The sequence below is a fragment of the Burkholderia sp. 572 genome (assembly GCF_040545135.1).
Classification (GTDB): Bacteria; Pseudomonadota; Gammaproteobacteria; order Burkholderiales; family Burkholderiaceae; genus Burkholderia; species Burkholderia cepacia.
On record NZ_JBEPLH010000005.1, the window covers coordinates 253,608 to 272,809 of the forward strand.

17 protein-coding genes are annotated in these 19,202 nt (G+C 68.8%); 8 read left to right on the forward strand and 9 right to left on the reverse strand.

The features are described 5' to 3' along the window. Positions 1 to 50: 50 nt before the first annotated feature. Entirely contained in the window at positions 51 to 416 is a 366-nt protein-coding gene (locus tag ABIC51_RS12090) for a BON domain-containing protein (protein ID WP_021157129.1), read from the reverse strand. Positions 417 to 839: 423 nt separating this feature from the next. Here ABIC51_RS12090 and ABIC51_RS12095 point away from each other — a divergent pair, with 423 nt between their 5' ends. The 3 genes from ABIC51_RS12095 to ABIC51_RS12105 all read left to right on the forward strand — a co-directional run bounded on the left by ABIC51_RS12095 (position 840) and on the right by ABIC51_RS12105 (position 4,031). Then, positions 840 to 2,282: a TAXI family TRAP transporter solute-binding subunit gene (locus tag ABIC51_RS12095; protein WP_354006493.1), complete on the forward strand. Its 1,443-nt coding sequence runs from the start codon at positions 840 to 842 to the stop codon at positions 2,280 to 2,282. Between the two features lie 94 nt (positions 2,283 to 2,376). Further along, a complete protein-coding gene (locus ABIC51_RS12100) occupies positions 2,377 to 3,015 on the forward strand; it encodes a DsbA family protein (protein WP_027788237.1) in 639 nt (212 codons plus the stop codon). 68 nt (positions 3,016 to 3,083) lie between these two features. Beyond that, entirely contained in the window at positions 3,084 to 4,031 is a 948-nt protein-coding gene (locus ABIC51_RS12105; protein WP_021157131.1) for a LysR family transcriptional regulator, read from the forward strand. A 31-nt stretch (positions 4,032 to 4,062) separates the two neighbouring features. On the opposite strand, the gene ABIC51_RS12110 is transcribed toward ABIC51_RS12105, so the two are convergent. The 4 genes from ABIC51_RS12110 to xdhA form a co-directional block, all read right to left on the reverse strand. Next, entirely contained in the window at positions 4,063 to 4,464 is a 402-nt protein-coding gene (locus tag ABIC51_RS12110; RefSeq protein WP_060193670.1) for a nuclear transport factor 2 family protein, read from the reverse strand. A gap of 88 nt (positions 4,465 to 4,552) precedes the next feature. Next, the gene (gene xdhC, locus ABIC51_RS12115; RefSeq protein ID WP_027788239.1) at positions 4,553 to 5,170 is read right to left on the reverse strand and encodes a xanthine dehydrogenase accessory protein XdhC; all 618 of its coding nucleotides are present in this window, start codon (positions 5,168 to 5,170) and stop codon (positions 4,553 to 4,555) included. A gap of 84 nt (positions 5,171 to 5,254) precedes the next feature. Then, on the reverse strand, positions 5,255 to 7,618 hold the full coding sequence (gene xdhB / locus ABIC51_RS12120; RefSeq protein WP_027788240.1) for a xanthine dehydrogenase molybdopterin binding subunit: 2,364 nt from the start codon (positions 7,616 to 7,618) through the stop codon (positions 5,255 to 5,257). A gap of 18 nt (positions 7,619 to 7,636) precedes the next feature. Further along, the gene (xdhA, locus tag ABIC51_RS12125) at positions 7,637 to 9,181 is read right to left on the reverse strand and encodes a xanthine dehydrogenase small subunit (RefSeq protein ID WP_175897889.1); all 1,545 of its coding nucleotides are present in this window, start codon (positions 9,179 to 9,181) and stop codon (positions 7,637 to 7,639) included. Between the two features lie 348 nt (positions 9,182 to 9,529). Between xdhA and ABIC51_RS12130 the strand changes: the two genes are divergently transcribed. After that, complete coding sequence (locus tag ABIC51_RS12130) at positions 9,530 to 10,744, forward strand: MFS transporter (protein ID WP_059698925.1); 1,215 nt, start codon at positions 9,530 to 9,532, stop codon at positions 10,742 to 10,744. 96 nt (positions 10,745 to 10,840) lie between these two features. Here the strand turns inward: ABIC51_RS12130 and ABIC51_RS12135 are convergent, their stop codons facing one another. From ABIC51_RS12135 to ABIC51_RS12145, 3 genes are all read right to left on the reverse strand, one after another. Beyond that, positions 10,841 to 11,437: an RES family NAD+ phosphorylase gene (locus ABIC51_RS12135; RefSeq protein WP_060174623.1), complete on the reverse strand. Its 597-nt coding sequence runs from the start codon at positions 11,435 to 11,437 to the stop codon at positions 10,841 to 10,843. Between the two features lie 9 nt (positions 11,438 to 11,446). Next, a complete protein-coding gene (locus ABIC51_RS12140) occupies positions 11,447 to 12,118 on the reverse strand; it encodes a hypothetical protein (RefSeq protein ID WP_146253396.1) in 672 nt (223 codons plus the stop codon). Between the two features lie 113 nt (positions 12,119 to 12,231). Further along, positions 12,232 to 13,122 (reverse strand): DMT family transporter, encoded by an 891-nt coding sequence (locus ABIC51_RS12145; RefSeq protein WP_146253395.1) that lies wholly within the window; start codon positions 13,120 to 13,122, stop codon positions 12,232 to 12,234. A gap of 137 nt (positions 13,123 to 13,259) precedes the next feature. On the opposite strand from ABIC51_RS12145, the gene ABIC51_RS12150 reads away from it, so the two are divergent. Continuing rightward, positions 13,260 to 14,195 carry an AraC family transcriptional regulator gene (locus ABIC51_RS12150; protein ID WP_027788246.1) on the forward strand — a complete coding sequence of 312 codons (936 nt, stop codon included), beginning with the start codon at positions 13,260 to 13,262 and terminating at the stop codon, positions 14,193 to 14,195. 18 nt (positions 14,196 to 14,213) lie between these two features. Here ABIC51_RS12150 and ABIC51_RS12155 read toward each other — a convergent pair whose 3' ends face one another. Then, complete coding sequence (locus ABIC51_RS12155; RefSeq protein ID WP_059487241.1) at positions 14,214 to 15,425, reverse strand: pyridoxal-phosphate-dependent aminotransferase family protein; 1,212 nt, start codon at positions 15,423 to 15,425, stop codon at positions 14,214 to 14,216. 755 nt (positions 15,426 to 16,180) lie between these two features. Here ABIC51_RS12155 and ABIC51_RS12160 point away from each other — a divergent pair. The 3 genes from ABIC51_RS12160 to bluB all read left to right on the forward strand — a co-directional run bounded on the left by ABIC51_RS12160 (position 16,181) and on the right by bluB (position 19,131). Then, a complete protein-coding gene (locus tag ABIC51_RS12160) occupies positions 16,181 to 17,164 on the forward strand; it encodes a LysR family transcriptional regulator (protein ID WP_049097407.1) in 984 nt (327 codons plus the stop codon). 30 nt (positions 17,165 to 17,194) lie between these two features. Further along, complete coding sequence (locus ABIC51_RS12165; protein ID WP_027788249.1) at positions 17,195 to 18,193, forward strand: 2-hydroxyacid dehydrogenase; 999 nt, start codon at positions 17,195 to 17,197, stop codon at positions 18,191 to 18,193. Between the two features lie 179 nt (positions 18,194 to 18,372). Beyond that, on the forward strand, positions 18,373 to 19,131 hold the full coding sequence (bluB, locus tag ABIC51_RS12170; protein ID WP_175897890.1) for a 5,6-dimethylbenzimidazole synthase: 759 nt from the start codon (positions 18,373 to 18,375) through the stop codon (positions 19,129 to 19,131). Positions 19,132 to 19,202 lie beyond the last annotated feature (71 nt).

A 19,202-nucleotide genomic window follows, 5' to 3' on the forward strand; every position in this document is an offset into this window, starting at 1 on the left:
GGCCCGCCTGGAAACGGGCGCACGCGGCGCTCGCGCGCCGCCGCCCGGCATCACTGCTGCTGAACCGTCAGCTTGTTCGTGACCGACGTCACGCCCGCCACGCCCTTGGCTGCGGCTTCGGCCTTGTCGATCTGGTCCTGGGCCGGCATCGTGCCTTCCAGCGTGATCGCGCCGCCCTTCGAACGCACGACGAGGTTCGACACGTTGACGCCCGATTCCTTCGAAATCGCCTTGCGCACCGTATAGCCGAGCTTGCGGTTCGCCTTCTTCGCGGTTTTCGCGGCGGCCTTCGGCGCGCTGGTCGCAGCCGCGGGCGCTTCCGTTGCCGCCGCATCGCTCGACTGCGCATACACGCTGCCCGACAGACAGGCCGCCACGGCGGCGACACCCAACGCTCTCAACACGATCGACTTCATGCTATCTCCTTATCACTCCGGAACGGCCGTGCACAGTACGGCCGGATACCCCCAAAAACAGCCGCCCCGCGCGCGAACGGGCGGGACAGCCGGTGTTTTCCACGGCGATACGAGAGAGGCAAGACGGGCTGGCGGACGGCGCACGCGAGAGCGGGCCGGCCGGGCCGGACAGCCGCCGGCCGGACGCGCCCGGTCTCATTGCGTGCCGGGTCGCGCGCGAATCGGGCGCGGCTGCGTCGCACAATGTAATCCAGCGCCCGCGGAAGCGCAAAGCTTTTGACGCGGCGGCCCCCGCCGCTGTCGTCGCGCCGCCGCGCCGCACTCGCGCACGCACCGCGAAACCGGGTACCATCGCCGCGAGAATCCGCATCGTCCGCGCCGACCGTCACCGATACGTCACGCCAGCGTCATCCGCCGCCCCCCATGAAGCCAGCCCGCCCCCGCCCGCCTCGCCGCATCCTCGCCCGCTTCGTCGCGGTGTCGTGGCGCGACCTCGCGCTGTCGATCGGCCCCACCGTGCTGCTCGCCGCCACGGCCGTCTGGCTCGCGGTCAAGCTGATCCAGCCGGCCCCGCCGTCCACGCTCGTGATCTCGTCCGGGCCGCCCGGCAGCACGTACTGGAACGCCGCGCAGAAATACAAGACGATCCTCGCGAAGAACGGCGTCACGCTCGACGTCCAGTCGTCCGAAGGGTCCGCCCAGAACCTCGCGCGGCTGTCGAACCCGAACGCGCCGGTCGACGTCGGCTTCGTGCAGAGCGGCATCGGCCCGAAGGAGCGCGACGAACACCTCGTGTCGCTCGGCAGCATCGGCTACGTGCCGCTCGCGATCATGTACCGCGGCCCGGTCGTCGCGCGCCTGTCCGACTTCAAGGGCAAGCGGCTCGCGCTCGGCGCGGAAGGCAGCGGCGCGCGCGAACTGAGCCTCGCGCTGCTGAAGATGAACGGCCTCGTGCCGGGCGGGTCGACCGAACTGCTGCCGACCGCCGGCGAGGATGCGGCCACCGCGCTGCTCGACGGCAAGATCGACGCGGCATTCCTGTCCGGCGACTCGACGCAGATCCCGGTGATGGCGAAGCTGTTCCGCGCACCGGGCGTGCACGTGTATTCGTTCACCCAGGCCGAGGCGTACGCGCGGCGCTTCCCGTACCTGACCGCGATCACGCTGCCGATGGGCGTCTACGATCTCGGTCGCAACCTGCCGCCCGCCGACATCCACACGGTCGCGCCGACCATCGAGCTGGTCGCACGCGACTCGCTGCACCCCGCGCTGTCCGACCTGCTGATCGAGGCCGCGCGCGAGGTGCACGGCCACGCGACGATCCTGCAGCACGCGGGCGAATTCCCGTCGTCCGTCACGCGCGGCTTCCCGCTGTCCGACGACGCCGCGCGCTACTACAAATCCGGCAAGACCTTCCTGTACCGGCGGCTGCCGTTCTGGGTGGCGAGCCTCGTCGACCGGCTGCTCGTCGTGGTCGTGCCGCTGATCGTCGTGCTGATCCCCGGGCTGCGGCTCGTGCCGTCGCTGTACGGCTGGCGCGTGCGCTCGCGCATCTACCGCTGGTACGGCGCGCTGATCGCGCTCGAGCGCCGCGCGCTCGGCGAGCACACGGCCGAGGAGCGCGTGCAGCTGCTCGACGAACTCGACGACATCGAGGAAGCCGTGAACCGGATGAAGATGCCGCTCTCCTATGCGGGCCAGTTCTACGTGCTGCGGGAGCACATCGGCTTCGTGCGCGAACGGCTCACCGCGCACGACCACGACACGCCGGCCGGCCCGCCGGGCGCCGGCGGCCCGCCGCAGGCACGTGCCGACGCCGCGCCGCCGGCCGGCACGCCCCCTCGGGCGACTCCCGGTTCCGCTTGACCGGACGATCCGCGATCATTGCCGCATGCGTGCACCGCCGCGTAACATGGAGGCCGCCGCCAGACGCCGCACGCCCCATCCACTGGAGATCGACATGACAACCGGCCTCGATATCGCCCAGCCCGCCTGGTTCTTCGACTTCGTGTCGCCGTTCTCCTACCTGCTCCTCGAACAGCACGACAAGTGGCCGGACGTGCCGTTCGAACCCGTCGCCGTGTCGCTGCCCGACCTGCAGCGGCACTGGGGGCAGCGCCCCAGCGCCGACGTGCCGGCCAAGCGCGTGTTCACGTACCGTCACGCGCTGTTCCGCGCCGAGCAGCTCGGTATCCGCTTCAAGATGCCGCCCGCGCACCCGTTCGAGTCCGACAAGGTGCTGCGCCTCGCGATCGCGCTGCGCGCCGACATCGCGACCGTGCTGGAGATGTTCCGCTTCATCTGGCGCGATGGCAACGATCCGTCGACGCCGGAAGGGTTCGCGGCATTGTGCGAGCGGGTCGGCGTCGGCCACGGCGACGAGCTGATCGAATTCGAGGAGACCGCCGCGCAACTGGCACGCAACAACGCCGACGCGATCGCGCTCGGGGTGTTCGGCGTGCCGACGTTCTGGATGAACCAGCAGCTGTTCTGGGGCGAGGATGCGCTGCCGATGGTGCTGTACTGCGCGCGCACGCCGAACTGGCTCGAATCGCGCGAGGTCAAGCGGATCAGCGCGCTGCCGAAGGGCCGCGCGTGATGGCCGGTATCACGCACGGCAACGCGCGATTACGGTAACGTTACGCGTCACCCGAATCACCCCCACCGATGGAAGACGACGACCGTACCGCCTCGCTCGATATCTGGCTCGTGCGTGTGCTGCGCACGCTGCTGCTCGAGCGCAGCGTCACGCAGGCCGCGCTGCGGCTGAACCAGACCCAGCCCGCGATCAGCACCGCGCTGCGCAAGCTGCGCGAGACGCTGAACGACCCGATCCTCGTGCGCGGCAAATCCGGCATGGTGCCGACCGAATACGGTGCGTCGCTGCTCGAGGCCGCGCAGCGCGCGCTGCGCGAGGTCGATTTCATCGCGACGCCGCACGGCGACTTCGATCCGTCGTCCGCACGGCGCACGTTCCGCGTCGCCGCGCCCGATTACCTGAACGATTTCTTCATGCCGACGCTGATCGAGCGCTTTCGCGACGCGGCGCCGCATGCGCACCTGGAAATCGATTCGCTGAATCCCGCGCTCGATCACGCGGGCGCGCTCGAATCCGGCGCGCTCGATCTCGTGATCGGCAACTGGCCGAAGCCCGACCCGCAGTTCGCACGCCAGGACCTGTTCTCCGACACGATCGTGTGCCTGATGCGCGATGCGCACCCGCTTGCGCGCGGGCCGCTCACGCGCGAAGCGTACGCGTCGGCCGCGCACGTCGCGCCGACGCCGTACACCGGCGACAAGCGCAACGCGATCGAGATCGGCCTTGCCCGCGCGCACCTCACGCGGCGCATCGTGACGACGCTTCCGTACTTCGGGATCGTGCCGCAGGTGCTGCTGCAATCGGACCTGATCTTCACGACGACGCGCCGCTTCGCGACGCATTACGCGCAGTTGCTGCCGCTCGTCGTCGTCACGCCGCCGGTGCCGTTTCCACGCATCAAGAGCTACCTGCTCACGCACCCGCAACCCGACCGGCCGACCGACATCGCGTGGCTGTGCGCGCTGATGCAGAGCGTGTCCGACGAGCTGACGGTCGCCCGCGGCCGCAAGCGCTGAGCCGCAAGCGGCGCAGCCGCGGCGCGGCCGCTCAGGCCGTACAGAAGGTTTCCTGCAGATGGGTCCAGCGCACGACGCCCGCCGCGTCGCGTTCGAACACGGCGGTCGCGCGGCGCGCGGGCAGCTCGCCCGAGGCCGCGTGCTGCGCCTCGAGATAGGTGAGCGTCGCATGCGACGCGTCGGCGGCGAGCACGCGGGTGTCCGACAGCGTGATGCGCAGCCCCGGCTTCGCGCCGGCGAGCTTCGCGAACAGCGCGCGCGTGCCGTCGTGGTCGACCTCGCGGCCGTCGGTCAGGATCATCGTGAAATCGGCGGAGAACGAAGCGAGCAGCGCGTCGAGCGCCCCGGGCGCGGTATCGACGCCGGACAGCCAGCGCTCGATGGCGACGAGGCTCGCATCGAGCGTGTCGAGATAAACCTGGTGATCGGACATGGTGCGTGCACGGTAAGGCGCAGCCCGGTGCCGCGCGTCGTCGTGCAGTGTATGCAAAAACGCGCGGCCATGCGCTGGCCGCGCGGTGCTACCGCGCGCAGGACACGTCGTCGCGCGCACGCCCCGCCGCGGCGGCCTTCACGTCCGCCACCGGCATGCCCGAGCGCGCCTGCAGCAGCTCCGCGCACACGGCCACCGCGATCGCGCCCGGCGTCTTGTCGACGATGCCCGCGACGCCGATCGGGCACACCATCTCGACGAGCCGCGCCGGATCGACGCCGCGCGCGGCAAGCCGGCGCTCGAACTTCACGCGCTTGGTGCGCGAGCCGATCATCCCGAAGTACGCATAGTCGCGCCGCCGCATGATCTGCGCGGCGAGCGAGAAGTCGAGCGCGTGGTTGTGCGTCATCACGAGGAAATATGCGCCGGGCGGCGCCGCGTCGACGACGGCCTCCGGCGTGTCGGTCGGCTCCGGCTGCACGTTCGGCGGACATTCGTCCGGGAACAGCTCGTCGCGCGTGTCGACCCACTGCACGACGCACGGCAGCGCGCCGAGCAGCGTGACGAGCGCGTGACCGACGTGCCCGGCGCCGAACAGCACGATGTGCATCGGCGCCGGCGTGCCGCTCGCGCGGTTGCGCTGGCCGGTGCCCTGCGCGAACGCCGGGGGCGGCGCGGTGCGAAGCGAGCGTGCGGGGCCGTTCATGTCAGCCTCCGCCGAGCCGCCCCAAGGAGGCTGACCGCCCCCATCGGAAGCAGCGAACGAAGCGAGCGCGGGAGCCGTTTCATCTCAGCCTGCCTGACCGGCGCGCGCCGCACGCACCGCGCTGACCGCGCGCAGGATCGACTCGCCGGTGGCCGGCGCGTCGAGCGGCGGGTTCACCTGGTAGTCGCCGACCGCGGCCACCGCGTCACGCACCGCGAAGAACACCGAGAACGGCAACAGCAGCGGCGGCTCGCCGACGGCCTTCGAACGGTGGATGCTGTCCTCGACGTTGCGGTTCTTGAACAGCTGCACGTTGAACTCGGGCGGCGTGTCGTTCACCGTCGGGATCTTGTACGTCGACGGCGCATGCGTCATCAGCTTGCCGCCCTTGTTCCACCACAGCTCCTCGGTCGTCAGCCAGCCCATCCCCTGGATGAACGCGCCTTCGACCTGGCCGATGTCGAGCGCCGGGTTCAGCGATGCGCCCACGTCGTGCAGCGCATCGACGCGCAGCGTGCGCATCTCGCCCGTCAGCGTGTCGATCACGACTTCCGACACGGCCGCGCCGTACGAGTAGTAGTAGAACGGCCGGCCCTGCAGCTTCGACTGATCCCAGTACAGCTTCGGCGTCGCGTAGAAACCGTCGGACCACAGCTGCACGCGCGCGAGGTACGCCTTCGCGACCACGTCGCCGAACGGCACGCCGTTGCCGCCGACCCACACGAAGTCGTTGCCGAACTTCACGTCGGCCGCATCGACCTTGCCGTCGCCGAACTGCTTCGCCGCGAACACCGCGAGCCGCTCGCGCAGCTGGCGCGCCGCATCCTGCGCGGCCTTGCCGTTCAGGTCCGAGCCCGTGGAAGCGGCCGTCGCGGACGTGTTCGCGACCTTGCTGGTGTCGGTCGCCGTCACGCGGACCCGGCCGAAGCGGATGCCGAGCTCGTGCGCGACGACCTGCGCGACCTTCGTGTTGAGCCCCTGCCCCATCTCCGTGCCGCCGTGGTTCACGAGCACCGAGCCGTCGGTATAGATGTGCACCAGCGCGCCGGCCTGGTTGAAGTGCGTGACGTTGAACGCGATACCGAACTTCACCGGCGTGAGCGCGATGCCCTTCTTCAGCACCGTGTTGCGCGCGTTGAATTCGCGCACGCCCGCGCGCCGCGCGCGGTAGTCGCTCGTCGCCTCGAGTTCGCCGAGCAGCTCCTGCAGCACGTTGTCCTCGACCGTCTGCCCGTAAGGCGTCACGTTGCGTTCGGTCTTGCCGTACAGGTTCGCGTAGCGCACGTCGAGCGGATCGCGATCGAGCGAGCGCGCGATGTCGTCGAGGATGTACTCGATCGCGAACGCGCCCTGCGGGCCGCCGAAGCCGCGGAACGCGGTGTTCGACTGCGTGTTGGTCTTGCCGCAGTAGCCGGCGATGTTCACGTCGCCGAGCCAGTACGCGTTGTCGAAATGGCATACCGCGCGCGTCATCACCGGGCCCGACAGGTCGGCCGAGAAGCCGCAGCGCGACGTCATGTCGAGCGCGACGCCGTCGATGCGGCCGTCGTCGTCGTAGCCGACGTCGAAGCGGTAATGGAAGTCGTGGCGCTTGCCGGTGATCATCATGTCGTCGTCGCGATCCGGACGCAGCTTTACCGGACACAGCAGCTTCCACGCGGCGAGCGCCGCGCAGCACGCGAACAGGCCCGACTGCGATTCCTTGCCGCCGAACCCGCCGCCCATCCGGCGGCACTCGACGAGCACGTTGTGCGACGCGACGCCGAGCACGTGCGCGACGAGGTGCTGCATCTCGCTCGGGTGCTGCGTCGAGCAGTACACGTGCATTCCGTCGTCGTCCTTCGGCACCGCGTACGCGATCTGCCCTTCGAGGTAGAACTGCTCCTGGCCGCCGAGCAGCATTTCGCCCGACTCGCGGTGCGGCGCGACGGCGAGCCGTGCGGCCGCGTCGCCGCGCGCGAGCTTCAGCGGCGGGATCACGTAGGTTTCGGCCGCGCGCGCTTCCTGCGCGGTGAGAATCGCCGGCAACTCCTCGTAGTCGACCTGTGCGCGGCGCGCGGCGAGCCGCGCGGTTTCGTGCGACGTCGCGACGACGATGAACATCGGCTGGCCGACGAACTGCACGATGCCCTTCGCGAGCACCGGGTCGTCGTGGATGATCGGGCCGCAATCGTTGACGCCCGGGATGTCGTCGGCCGTGAACACGGCGACCACGCCCGGCGTCGCGCGCACCGCGTCGAAGTTCATCGACACGATCTTCGCGTGCGGCTTCGCCGACAGGCCGAGCGCCGCGTGCAGCGTGCCCGCGACGATCGGGATGTCGTCGGTGTAGGTGGCACGTCCGCTGACGTGCAGGTGCGCGGATTCGTGCGCGCGCGAGACGTGGACCTGCGCGGCGTCGGCTTGCGGATCGAGGGTGTTCAGGAACGGTTCTGCTTGCTGGTTCATGTTCGGGGTTCTCCGTCTTCAGACGCGCGCCGCGTCGGTGCCGGTTTCGGCGGCCACTTCACGCACATTCAGGGCTTGCGGCGGCAGCGGGTCGTGCGGGCGCGTCTCCAGCCAGAATCGGTACATCAGGTTCTTCGCGGTATCGAGGCGATACGTGCTCGTCGCGCGCATGTCGGACAGCGGCTGGTAGTCGCGCTCGAGCGCCTGCATCGCGGCCTGCGCGGTGGCTTCGTGCCACGTCGCGCCGTCGAGCAGGCTTTCCGTGTGCGTCGCGCGCTTCGGCGTCGCGGCCATCCCGCCGAACGCGATGCGCGGCTCGCGGATCGTGTCGCCGTCCGCGATGAACGCGAACGCCGCGCACACTGCCGAGATGTCGGAGTCGAACCGCTTCGACAGCTTGTACGTGCGGAACTGCAGCTTCGCGCGCGCGCCGGTGCGGGTCGGCACCTTCAGGCCGACGACGAATTCGTGCGGCGCCATGTCCTTCTGCTGGTAGCCCGTGTACAGCGCCTCGAGCGGCAGCTCGCGCACCGTGTCGCCACCGCGCAGCACCACGCGCGCGCCGAGCGCGATCAGGCCCGGCATCGAATCGCCGATCGGCGAGCCGTTCGCGACGTTGCCGCCGATCGTGCCGGCGTTGCGGATCGGCAGCGACGCGAAGCGCTTCCACATTTCGGTCAGCTCCGGATACGTGCCGGCCAGCGCCGCATACCCGTTCTCGACCGTCACGCCCGCACCGATCTCGATCCAGTCTTCGCCGTGCACGACGTGCTGCAGTTCGGCGATCTGGCCGACGTAGATCAGGTCGTCGAGCCGGCGCATCTGCTTCGTGACCCACAAGCCGATGTCGGTGCTGCCCGCCAGAATGTGCGCGTCGGGCCGCTCGACCTTCAGCGCGGCCAGCGCATCGAGCGTGCGCGGCGCCGCGAAGCGCGCGCCGTCGAGCGTCGTGTAGTCGAACGTGTCGTCGCGCTTGAGCGACGCGAGCGTGCGGGCCAGCGCGGCCGTGTCGACCGGTGCCGACGGCGCCGGCCCATCGAACATCTGCACGGCCGCGTCGACGATCGGCCGGTAGCCGGTGCAGCGGCACAGGTTGCCGGTCAGCGCATCGGCGATCTCGGTGCGCGTCGGTACGTCCTTCGCCTTCGCGCACGCGCTGCCGCAGCCTTCGTGGCCGTGCTTCTCGTACAGCGCCCACATCGACATCACGAAGCCCGGCGTGCAGAACCCGCATTGCGAACCGTGACAGTCGACCATCGCCTGTTGCACCGGATGCAGCGCGCCGTCCGGCTGACGCAGGTCCTCGACCGTCAGCAGCGCCTTGCCGTCGAGCGTCGGCAGGAACTGGATGCATGCGTTGACGGCCTTGAACTCGACCGCGCCGGTGTCGGTTAGCTCGCCGACGACGACCGTGCATGCGCCGCAGTCGCCTTCCGCGCAGCCTTCCTTGGTGCCGGTGCAATGCGCGTCCTCGCGCAGGTATTGCAGCACGGTGCGGGTGACGTCCGCGCCGCTGACTTCGCGAATCGCGTGACGATGGTAGAAGCGGATCGGCTCACTCATGTCTCGAGGGTTCTTCAAATGGGGGGCAAGGCGGCCTGCGCAGTGCGCTCGACCGACGTTTTTCTGACAGTTTGCACGCTATCACCATCAAATTTCGCAACCCATAGCCCATCACGCATGGGGCCCATATAACTGCCGCGATATGAACGCCGGGGAACGCCGGGGCCGCCCGCCGCCCTTTCCGCACGGTGCCCTGCACCCGTTCCCGACGCCTTCGACACCGTCCGCCATCGTCAAAAACGGGGCGCGATTAACTAAATGGTACCTGCGTGAAAACCGGTTCCATGGGAAAATCCCGATTCCCTTTTTCGCCGTCTTCCGTTCGTTTCGTTCATTCGTTCCGACCCCATGTCAACCGATTCCGCCACACCGCCGCGCAGCGGGTTCGCGGTCACGCTGCAAATCGTGTCCGTCGTCTGCTTCACGTTCATCTGCTACCTGACCATCGGCCTGCCGCTCGCGGTGCTGCCGGGCTTCGTCCATGACGACCTCGGTTTTTCCGCGATCGTCGCGGGCGGCGCGATCAGCGTCCAGTATTTCGCGACGCTCGCATCGCGGCCGCTCGCCGGGCGCTTCGCCGATACGCTCGGGCCGAAGCAGACGGTGCTGCGCGGGCTGGTCGGCTGCGGGGTGTCGGGCGTGCTGCTGCTCGTCGCGCTGCTGCTCGCGCACTGGCCGGTCGCGAGCCTCGTGCTGCTGGTCGCGAGCCGGCTCGTGCTCGGCGTCGGCGAGAGCCTGTGCGGTACCGGCGCGATCCTGTGGGGCATCGGCCGGGTCGGCGTCACGCACAACGCGAAGGTCATCTCGTGGAACGGGATCGCCACCTACGGCGCACTCGCGCTCGGCGCGCCGGTCGGCGTCGCGATCGCGCATACGCTGAATCCGGCGCTGATCGGCGTGATCGTGATCGCGCTCGCCGCGACCGGCTTCTATCTCGCGCGCCTGATCGATTCCGTGCCGCTCGTGCACGGCGAACGGATGTCGTATGCGAGCGTGTTCACGCGCGTGCTGCCGCACGGCCTCGGCCTCGCGCTCGGCTCGGCCGGCTTCGGCTCGATCGCCACCTTCGTCACGCTGTACTACGCCGCGCGCCACTGGCCGAACGCCGCACTGTCGCTGACCGTGTTCGGCACGCTGTTCATCGGCGCGCGCCTGCTGTTCGCGAACACGATCAAGACGTATGGCGGCTTCCGCGTCGCGATCGTGTCGTTCGCGTTCGAATGCTCGGGCCTCGTGCTGCTGTGGCTCGCGCCGGTGCCGCACGTCGCGCTCGTCGGCGCCGCGCTGACGGGCTTCGGCTTCGCGCTGATCTTCCCGGCACTCGGCGTCGAGGCCGTCGCGCTCGTGCCGCCCGCGAGCCGCGGCGCGGCGCTGTCCGCGTACTCGGTGTTCCTCGACCTGTCGCTCGGCATCACGGGCCCGCTCGCCGGCTATGTCGCGGGCGCGTTCGGTTATCCGCAGGTGTTCCTGTTCGCGGCGGTGGCCGCCGCCGCGGGCGTCGCGCTGTCGATGGTGCTGTACCAGCGGCAGGCGCGGGTTGCGGAGAGCGGCGCGGCGGCATGAGCGCCCGAGCCGCGGGATACCGCGCGAGCCCTCGTTCCGACGGAAGGCCGCACGGGGCCATTCGTCGGCGTCCGACGAGACACGGCTTGACGTGACTTAACGCGGCAGTATGTTGAAGTCCCGCAGCACGCGGGCAGCGTCGACGTGGCGCCGGAACGGCACGGCGCGCTCGAGCATGAGCTTCGGTTCGGCACGATCGAAAAGCACGAGCGCTTCCGACGTGTTGAGATGGCGTGACATATACAGAAAACCGTCGACCCGGCGGCCATGCCCGTGCACGGCGAGCGACCATTGCTGCGGGATGTCGTACGGTACGACGGTCGACAGCGCGCCGTCGCCGCCAAGGTTTTTCAGCGGCAAGCCGTGCAGGACGGCCACCGTCAGCGGAGAGCCGGTAAACGACAGCACGAAGCGCTCAAGCTCCGTCGTCACGAGCGGAAAGCCGCCAACGGCGAGATCGGCGACTTCGTCGTGCAGCACCGTCTCGGCAAACGCACAGTGCAGGTCGAAACCGAAATAGCTGGTGCCATACCGGCGCCGCTTGCGCGGGTCGTCGAAACGGTTGCCGCCCGACTTGCCGAAGTACGGCTCGCCCGTCTCGTACCGGGAAACGCGCACCAGCGCCGCCGGCGGAATCGTCCGCGTAACCAGCGTCGCATTCGCGAAGTGTTCGCTCGGCGGCCTCAACGTCAACCGCGCCTCCTAGCGTTCCGCGAACGCCGCCGCGGCACGCTCGACCTCGGCAAGCTTCCCCTGCGACAGCGCCTTCAGCGGCGTGACGTTGCCGAGGGACGCCTTGGGCGTCGTGAAGAATTGCCATTTGCTCCACCCCGGCAACGCGCCCAGGCATTGCGTCACCTTTCCGAGCGTCTTGCGATCGATATCGCCCGTCAGATAAAAGGCCGGGTAGTACTGCGCCGCCCCCACGTCGACCGCGAAGATGCGCCCCGACACGACCGCCTTGCTGAGCGCCTGCCGTGTCATGCCGAGCCCCGCCCAGATCTCCGCGGCCGGCAGCAGCGCGCCCTTCGCGACGAGCGCCCGCCGTTCGGCCAGCGCGCGCTGCTCGAAATCGGCGGCCGCGGCATCCGCGCGGGCCACCGGCCTCGCAGGCTGTTTCCTGCGAACGGACGGTTGCCTGTCGCGGGTCGCGGCGGCAGCGATGCCGAACGTGATCGTGCCGGCCAGATCGATGACCTGGGCGATGCCGACCTTGAACAAGTGCCCCAGCTGTTCGTCCGACAGCCTGAGCAGCGCCCGGGCCCGATCGGGCCCGAGCATGGTCGCGGCGCCGACGGCGCTGCGCAGCGCCTCCTCGGTCTCGACATCGAGAACCGCAGCCACGCCTTCAAGCGCATGAGCCTGCCTGACCATCGCTACCTCCTTGCACGACCGGAAGCTCGAGACTAGGCTCGATTCGGAACCAAGTCAACCATGACAACCAAACTGACGACCGGGCAGGCGACATCGGGCCGCCCCCTCATCCGTCACGCCGTCCTCAGAAACAGCCTCCGCGTCAGGTCGAACGCGACCAGGTTGCCGGCCACCACCAGCAGCAGCCCGACCACCGCGAGCGGCGACCACTGGTAACCCTCGTACACCGTCGACACCGCCAGCGCGACGATCGGGAACAGCACCGTGCAGTACGCGGCACGCTCCGGCCCGATCCGGCCGACGAGGGTCAGATAGGCGGTGAATCCGATCACCGAGCCCGGCACGGCCAGGTAGACGAGCGCGCCGAGATAACGCGGGCTCGTGTCGAGCGTGAACGGCAAGCCGGCCGCTGCGCTGCCGACGGTCAGGATCGCCGCGCCGATCAGCATCGCCCAGCCGTTGGTCGCGAGCGGGTGCAGCCCCATCGACTGCATCCGGCTCGACAGCAGGTTGCCAGCCGAGAAGCACATCGTGCCCGCCAGCGCGATCGCGAGCCCCGTCCAGGTCGCGTGGTCGTCGAGATGGCCGGCCATCTGCTGCCAGAACAGGCATGCGATGCCGGTCAGGCCGAGCAGCGCGCCGGCGATCGCCGACGGCCGCAGTGGGCGGCCCATGAACAGCCGGCCGTTGATCGAATTCAACAGCGGCGCGGTCGAGAAGATCACCGCGACAAGGCCGCTCGGTACGACCTGTTCCGCGTAGTAGAAGCACAGGAAGTTCAGGCAGAACAGCGCGAAGCCCTGCGCCAGCAGGAAACGCCACGCTTCGCGCGGCGGGCGCACCGGCCGGCGCATCACGCGCAGCAGCGCGAACAGCACGGCGGCCGCGAGCCAGAAGCGCCAGGCGATCGACACGGGCGGCGGCACGGAGCCGAGCTGCCACTTGATCGCGATCCAGGTGGTGCCCCAGATCAGCACGGTGACGAAATAAAGCGATAGGTTCATGGCGGCAACGATCCAAAAAAGCGGGTGAAACGGGACTCCGACTATGCCGCCGCCCGGCGCGCGCCGATTGTCCGGAATTGCGGTCTTTTTCGGGCCGCCGCCCGCAGCGCCGCCCGCCCGCTTATACTCGGCCCATCATGAGCCTCACCCTTTCCGCGCCCCCCATCGACCACCCCGCCGCCCTGGCCGGCGGCGATCTGCCGTTCGGCCTGCAGTCGGTCTGCCGCACGCTCGCCGACGCGAACGCGACGCTCGAGCGCTTCGCGTGGCTCGGCGACCATCTCGCGATCGCCGAATGGACGCGGATCACCGACGAAAGCGAGACGATCTACGAGCAGCCGGGCCACCACACGCTGTCGTGCTACCTCGACGGCGGCTACCAGACGGAACGCCAGCGCGTGCCGCGCTACGGCGCGCCGAGCCTGCTGTGCGCGCTGCCGGGCGACCACGAATCGCGCTGGTGGGTGCGCGGCGAGATGCACTTCATCCACCTGTATTTCCTGCCCGAGCACTTCACGCAGCGCGCGATCCGCGAACTCGACCGCGAGCCGCGCGAGCTGAAGCTCGCCGACCGCACTTACTTCGAGGATGCGCGCGTCGCCTCCCTGCTGCGCTCGCTCGCGCTGGACGGCTGGGACGATGCCGACGAGCGGCTGCGCGTGAACGAGACCGCGCACGAGGTGCTGAGCCTGCTGCTGCGCGGGCAGAGCACGACCCGCACCGACACGTCGTTCCGCGGCGGGCTCGCGCCGGCCGTGCGCCGCCGCGTGCGCGACTACATCGACACGTACCTGACGCAACCGCTGACGCTCGGCGAACTCGCCGACGTCGCCGCGCTGTCCGAGTACCACTTCTCGCGGATGTTCCGGTTGTCGTTCGGCCGGGCGCCGCACGCGTGGGTGGCCGAGCAGCGGCTGGCGCGGGCGCGCGAGCTGTTGCGCACGACGGCGCTGCCGCTCGCACAGATCGCGGCCGACTGCGGCTATGCGAACGCCGGCCACTTCAGCCATCGCTTCCGCGACGCTCACGGTACGACGCCGATTACCTACCGGCGTGCGATGCAGGGCCGCTGAGCGCGGCCCCGGCGCGGCTTACGCGCCGCGTCGCGACAGTTCCTGTTCGAGCGCCGCGACGCCGGCCGGCAGGTCGACCGGCACCTTCAGGTCGACCATCGTGCGGCCGAACGCATGCAGCGTGCGGAACAGGTTGTGTTCACGGCACTGCTCGCCCATCTGTCCGATCCGCACGATCGGCAACCCGAACGAGCCCGAGATCTCGACCTGGTACTGCTTCGAGATGTGGCCGCAGACCATTCCCGGCGTCAGCCCTTCCGGCGTCTCGATCCCGACGACCGAGTTCAGCCGGCAATCCTTCGGCGCATAGAGCTTGAGCCCCATCGACTCGACGCCTGCCTGCAGCGCGAGCGAGCAGCGCAGGTGGCGCGCGAAGCGGCTTTCGAGCGTCTCCGCGCAGACGAGCCGCAGCGCTTCGTGCAGCGCGAGCACGCCCGACACGGGCGCCGTGTAGTGATAGCCCGCGTTGTGCCAGAAATTCTCCGCGAGCGCCATGTCGAGGCACCAGTGCGCGTTCGGTTCGGGGCGCTGCTTCATCCGGTCCCACGCGGCGTCGGAGAACGCGATCAGCGACACGCCCGGGATCGACGACAGCCCCTTCTGGCCGCCGGTGATCACCGCGTCGATGCCCCATGCGTCCATCTCGAGCGGCATCGTCGACAGCGTGCACACCGCGTCGACCACGACCAGCGCACCGGCCGCCTTCGCGAGCGCCGCGATGTCGCGCAGGTCGCGGTTCCACACGGTGTTCGACGTCTCGCCCTGCACGATCGTGACGATCTCGGGCCGCTCGCGCGCGATCGCGTCCGCGATCTCGTCGAGGCTCGCGACCGCGCGATCAGCCACTTCGAGCGTCGCGACGTCGGCGCCGACGCGCGTGGCCATCTCGGCCATCCGCGCGCTGAAGAAGCCATTGCGGATCGACAGCACGCGGGTACCGCGCCACGCGAGGTTCGAGATCGCCATTTCCATCGCGGCCGAACCGGGGCCCGCGACGCCGAGCACCCACTTCGTGCGGGTCTGGAACACGTAGCGCGCCATCTCCTTCACCTGCTCGATGATCTTCGCCATCGTCGCGCCGAGGTGGTTGATCACGATCGTGTTCGCCTTCGCGACGGCGGCCGGGATCGGAACCGGGCCGGCCCCCATCATCAGCAGCGGTTCTTCGGGCAGGATCGCGTCGAGCGGCACGACGACGGGACAGGGAATCGGCGAGTAATCGATGGACATGGCAGGTAAAAGGTGAGGAAAGGAAGTGCACGGACGCTCGCCGCGCAGCATGGCGAACTGATCGATCATTCCGTGTTCCGCCGCCTCGCGCAAGAGGCACGCACGGCCGGACAGCGCAACGCTGGCCCGGTCGCCGGACCGGGCCAGCCAGCCGTGCGCGTGCCGCACGCCAGCCATTCGAAATGAGAAACGATTGCGGGCCGGGTTGTGAAACGGTTCCATTCGTACGCCAGGCGCCCGATTTTCTCCGTCAATAACACAACGAATCGTCGAAACCGCCGGTTCAACGCGACTTCTGTATCAAAAAAATAGACCGAATCCGCCCTAAAAATCGCTTCACGGAATCCTGCACGCAAAACAGACGTGCGGCCCCAAAAAACATCCATTACTTCCGCATGTATTGGGGCACGCTTCCCGTCAATACCGGAACAAGCACGCCAGAATTGCATACAACTCATTGATTAAAATAGGAAATACCCGAACAACCGCGCTTACTCTAATACCCTGCCGTCTTTGAACGGCAGGCATCGATACAGCACCGCGTTTAACGCGTTACTCCCTATTTCGATTTTCCGCAACCCGCCCCTTTTCTCAGGTTGACGGATATCGCTTCTGTATTGAACAATCGTCTGCGGAATCGAAAAAAACGATTTTTCGATACGAAGGAAAACTGGGTGCCGCGCGATACGCTTTCGAGGTTGCGCGGCGAAAAGCATCAACCATAATCAATCAACCGGGCCAGAAATACGCAAGCCATGAACCAGATTCAGACCATGCGTGTATTCGTCTGCGTCGCCGAGCAGCAGAGCTTCCGGCGCGCGGCGCACCATCTCGGCGTGTCCAATGCCCTCGTCACGCGTTCGATCGCGATGCTCGAGGGCCACCTGAACACACGGCTGATCCACCGCACCACGCGCAACCTGTCGCTTACCGAGGCCGGCGTGCGCTACCTCGACGGGTGCCGTGCGCTGCTCGAGGAATTCGACCACCTCGAATCGTCCGTCGCGCATGCCGTGCGCGAACCGGCCGGCACGCTGCGCGTCGTCGCGTCGGGCCTGCTGTCGCCGCTTGCACTGACGCCGCTCGTCAGCAGCTTCCGGCACCGCTACCCCGAGTTGCGCGTGCAGCTGACCGTCTCCGAGGGGCCGCTCGACGTGCTCGATTCGGGTTACGACGTCGGCATCGTCACGGGCAACCGGCTCGACGGCAACCCGACGCTGATCGGCCACGCGCTCGCGCCGAACCCGTTCGTCGCGTGCGCGGCACCGGCCTATCTCGAGCGACGCGGCGAGCCGCGCTTGCCCGACGACCTGCCGGGCCACGACTGGGTCACGCTCGCATCGCACCAGCATGCGCCCGCGTGGCAACTGGTCGGCCACGACGGCATCGCGCATTCCGTCACGGTGCGCCCGACCTGCACGGTCAACCAGCTCGCGCTCGTCCAGGCGGCCGCCGTGGCCGGGGCCGGCATCGCGGTGCTGCCCGAGCCGTGCGTCGCCGACGCGCTCGCGAACGGCACGCTCGTGCGGCTCATGGCCGGCTACCGGATCGACGATCCCGACACGCAACTGTCGCTCGTCTACCCGAACCGCCAGTACGTACCGGCCCGCACGCGCAGCTTCGTCGAGCACGCGCTCGACCACTTCAGTGCGCAGCCGGCCCGCGAACGAACCGACTACGGCTTCCTGCGGCCGCCGCGCGGGCCCGACCGCTCCGACATCGTCACGGGCCTGCAGTAAACTGCGCGCGTCAGCCTTCGGAGGTGCAGCGTGCGCGTGATCCTGTTCAGCAGCCGGCAGTACGACGACGATTCGTTCGCTGCCGCCAACCGGCAGTTCGGCTATCGGCTGCACTTCCAGCCGTCGCACCTCGACGCGGAAACCGCGATCCTCGCGCACGGCTATGAGGTCGTCTGCCCGTTCGTCAACGACACCGTCGACGCGGCCGTGCTCGAACGGCTGGCCGACGGCGGCACGCGCCTGATCGCGCTGCGCTCGGCGGGCTTCAACCATGTCGACCTGGCCGCCGCCGAGCGGCTCGGCATCACGGTCGTGCGCGTGCCCGCCTATTCGCCGCACGCGGTGGCCGAGCACGCGGTCGCGCTGATCCTCGCGCTCAACCGCCGCCTGCCGCGCGCGGTCGCGCGCACCCGCGAAGGCGACTTCTCGCTGAACGGCCTGCTCGGCTTCGACTTGCACGGCAAGACCGTCGGCGTGATCGGTACCGGCATCATCGGCAGCGTGTTCGCGAAGATCATGATGGGCTTCGGGATGCATGTGCTCGCGCACTCGGTGCCGCCGTACAACGACGAACTGATCGCGTTCGGCGCGCGTTATGTCGAGCTCGACGAGCTGCTGCACCACGCCGACATCGTCAGCCTGCACTGCCCGCTGCTGCCGTCGACGCACCACCTGATCAACGAACGGACGCTCGCGCGGATGAAGCATGGCGCGATGCTGATCAACACCGGGCGCGGCGGCCTCGTCGATGCGCAGGCGCTGGTCGATGCGCTCAAGAGCGGCCAGCTCGGCCATCTCGGGCTCGACGTGTACGAAGAGGAAAGCGGGCTCTTCTTCGAGGATCACTCCGACCTGCCGCTGCAGGACGACGTGCTCGCCCGCCTGCTGACGTTCCCCAACGTGATCGTCACGTCCCACCAGGCGTTCTTCACGCGCGAAGCGCTGGCCGAGATCGCGCACACGACGCTGCTGAACATCGAGGCGTGGCATGCGGGCACGCCGCAGAACGTCGTGACAGCGAATCGCTGACAAACCGACGAAAACGGCTCATTTGACGGTTGCCGGCGCCACCGCAATCGTTTGCTTGTGGCCGTCGCCGCAAACGAAGCGCGTTTCATCAACAATTTCGCGCTTTGTTTCGACTGATGTAACGATTCCGGTGCGCCGTCTGCTATCGTTGCGCCGACGTTATCCCGCCCCTCCCGCTCATGCGTTTCGACGACTCCGACATCGCCGCCGTCTACCGCGCCATTTTCGAACGGCGCGACATGCGCCACTTCACGCCGGCGCCTGTCGATCCCGCCGTGCTCGCGCGCCTGCTGCGCGCGGCGCATCACGCGCCGAGCGTCGGCTTCATGCAGCCGTGGCGCTTCATCCGCATCACCGATCCCGCGCTGCGCACCGCGATCCACGCGCTGGTCGAGGCCGAGCGCCGCGCGACCGCCGACGCACTCGGCGAGCGCCAGGACGAATTCATGCGGCTGAAAGTCGAAGGCGTGCGCGAATGCGGCGAGTTGCTGATCGTCGCGCTCGCCGACGGCCGCGAGCGTCACGTGTTCGGCCGCCGCACGCTGCCGGAAATGGATCTCGCATCCGCCGCGTGCGCGATCCAGAACATGTGGCTCGCGGCCCGCGCCGAAGGGCTCGGAATGGGCTGGGTCTCGCTGTTCGACGTCGACGCGCTGCGCGCGCTGCTGCGCATGCCCGACGGCGCGAAGCCGATCGCCGTGCTGTGCGTCGGGCACGTCGACGCGTTCTATGCGAAGCCGATGCTCGAGCAGGAGCGTTGGGCCGCGCGGATGCCGATCGAAGCGTGCCTGTTCGAAAACGGCTGGGACGATCCGGCCCCGATCGATGCCGCCGGCGCGCCTTCGTCGCGCGCGGACGCGACAGCGGACCCCGACTCGGCAAGCACACCGGGCGCGTCGACCACGGGCGTCGACGGCTCCCCCGAACACATCGCCTGACGAGCACGCGGTCGCCGGCATCGTGCCGGCACCGCGGCACATTCACCGCGGCAAGCCCGGTTGAATCCCAC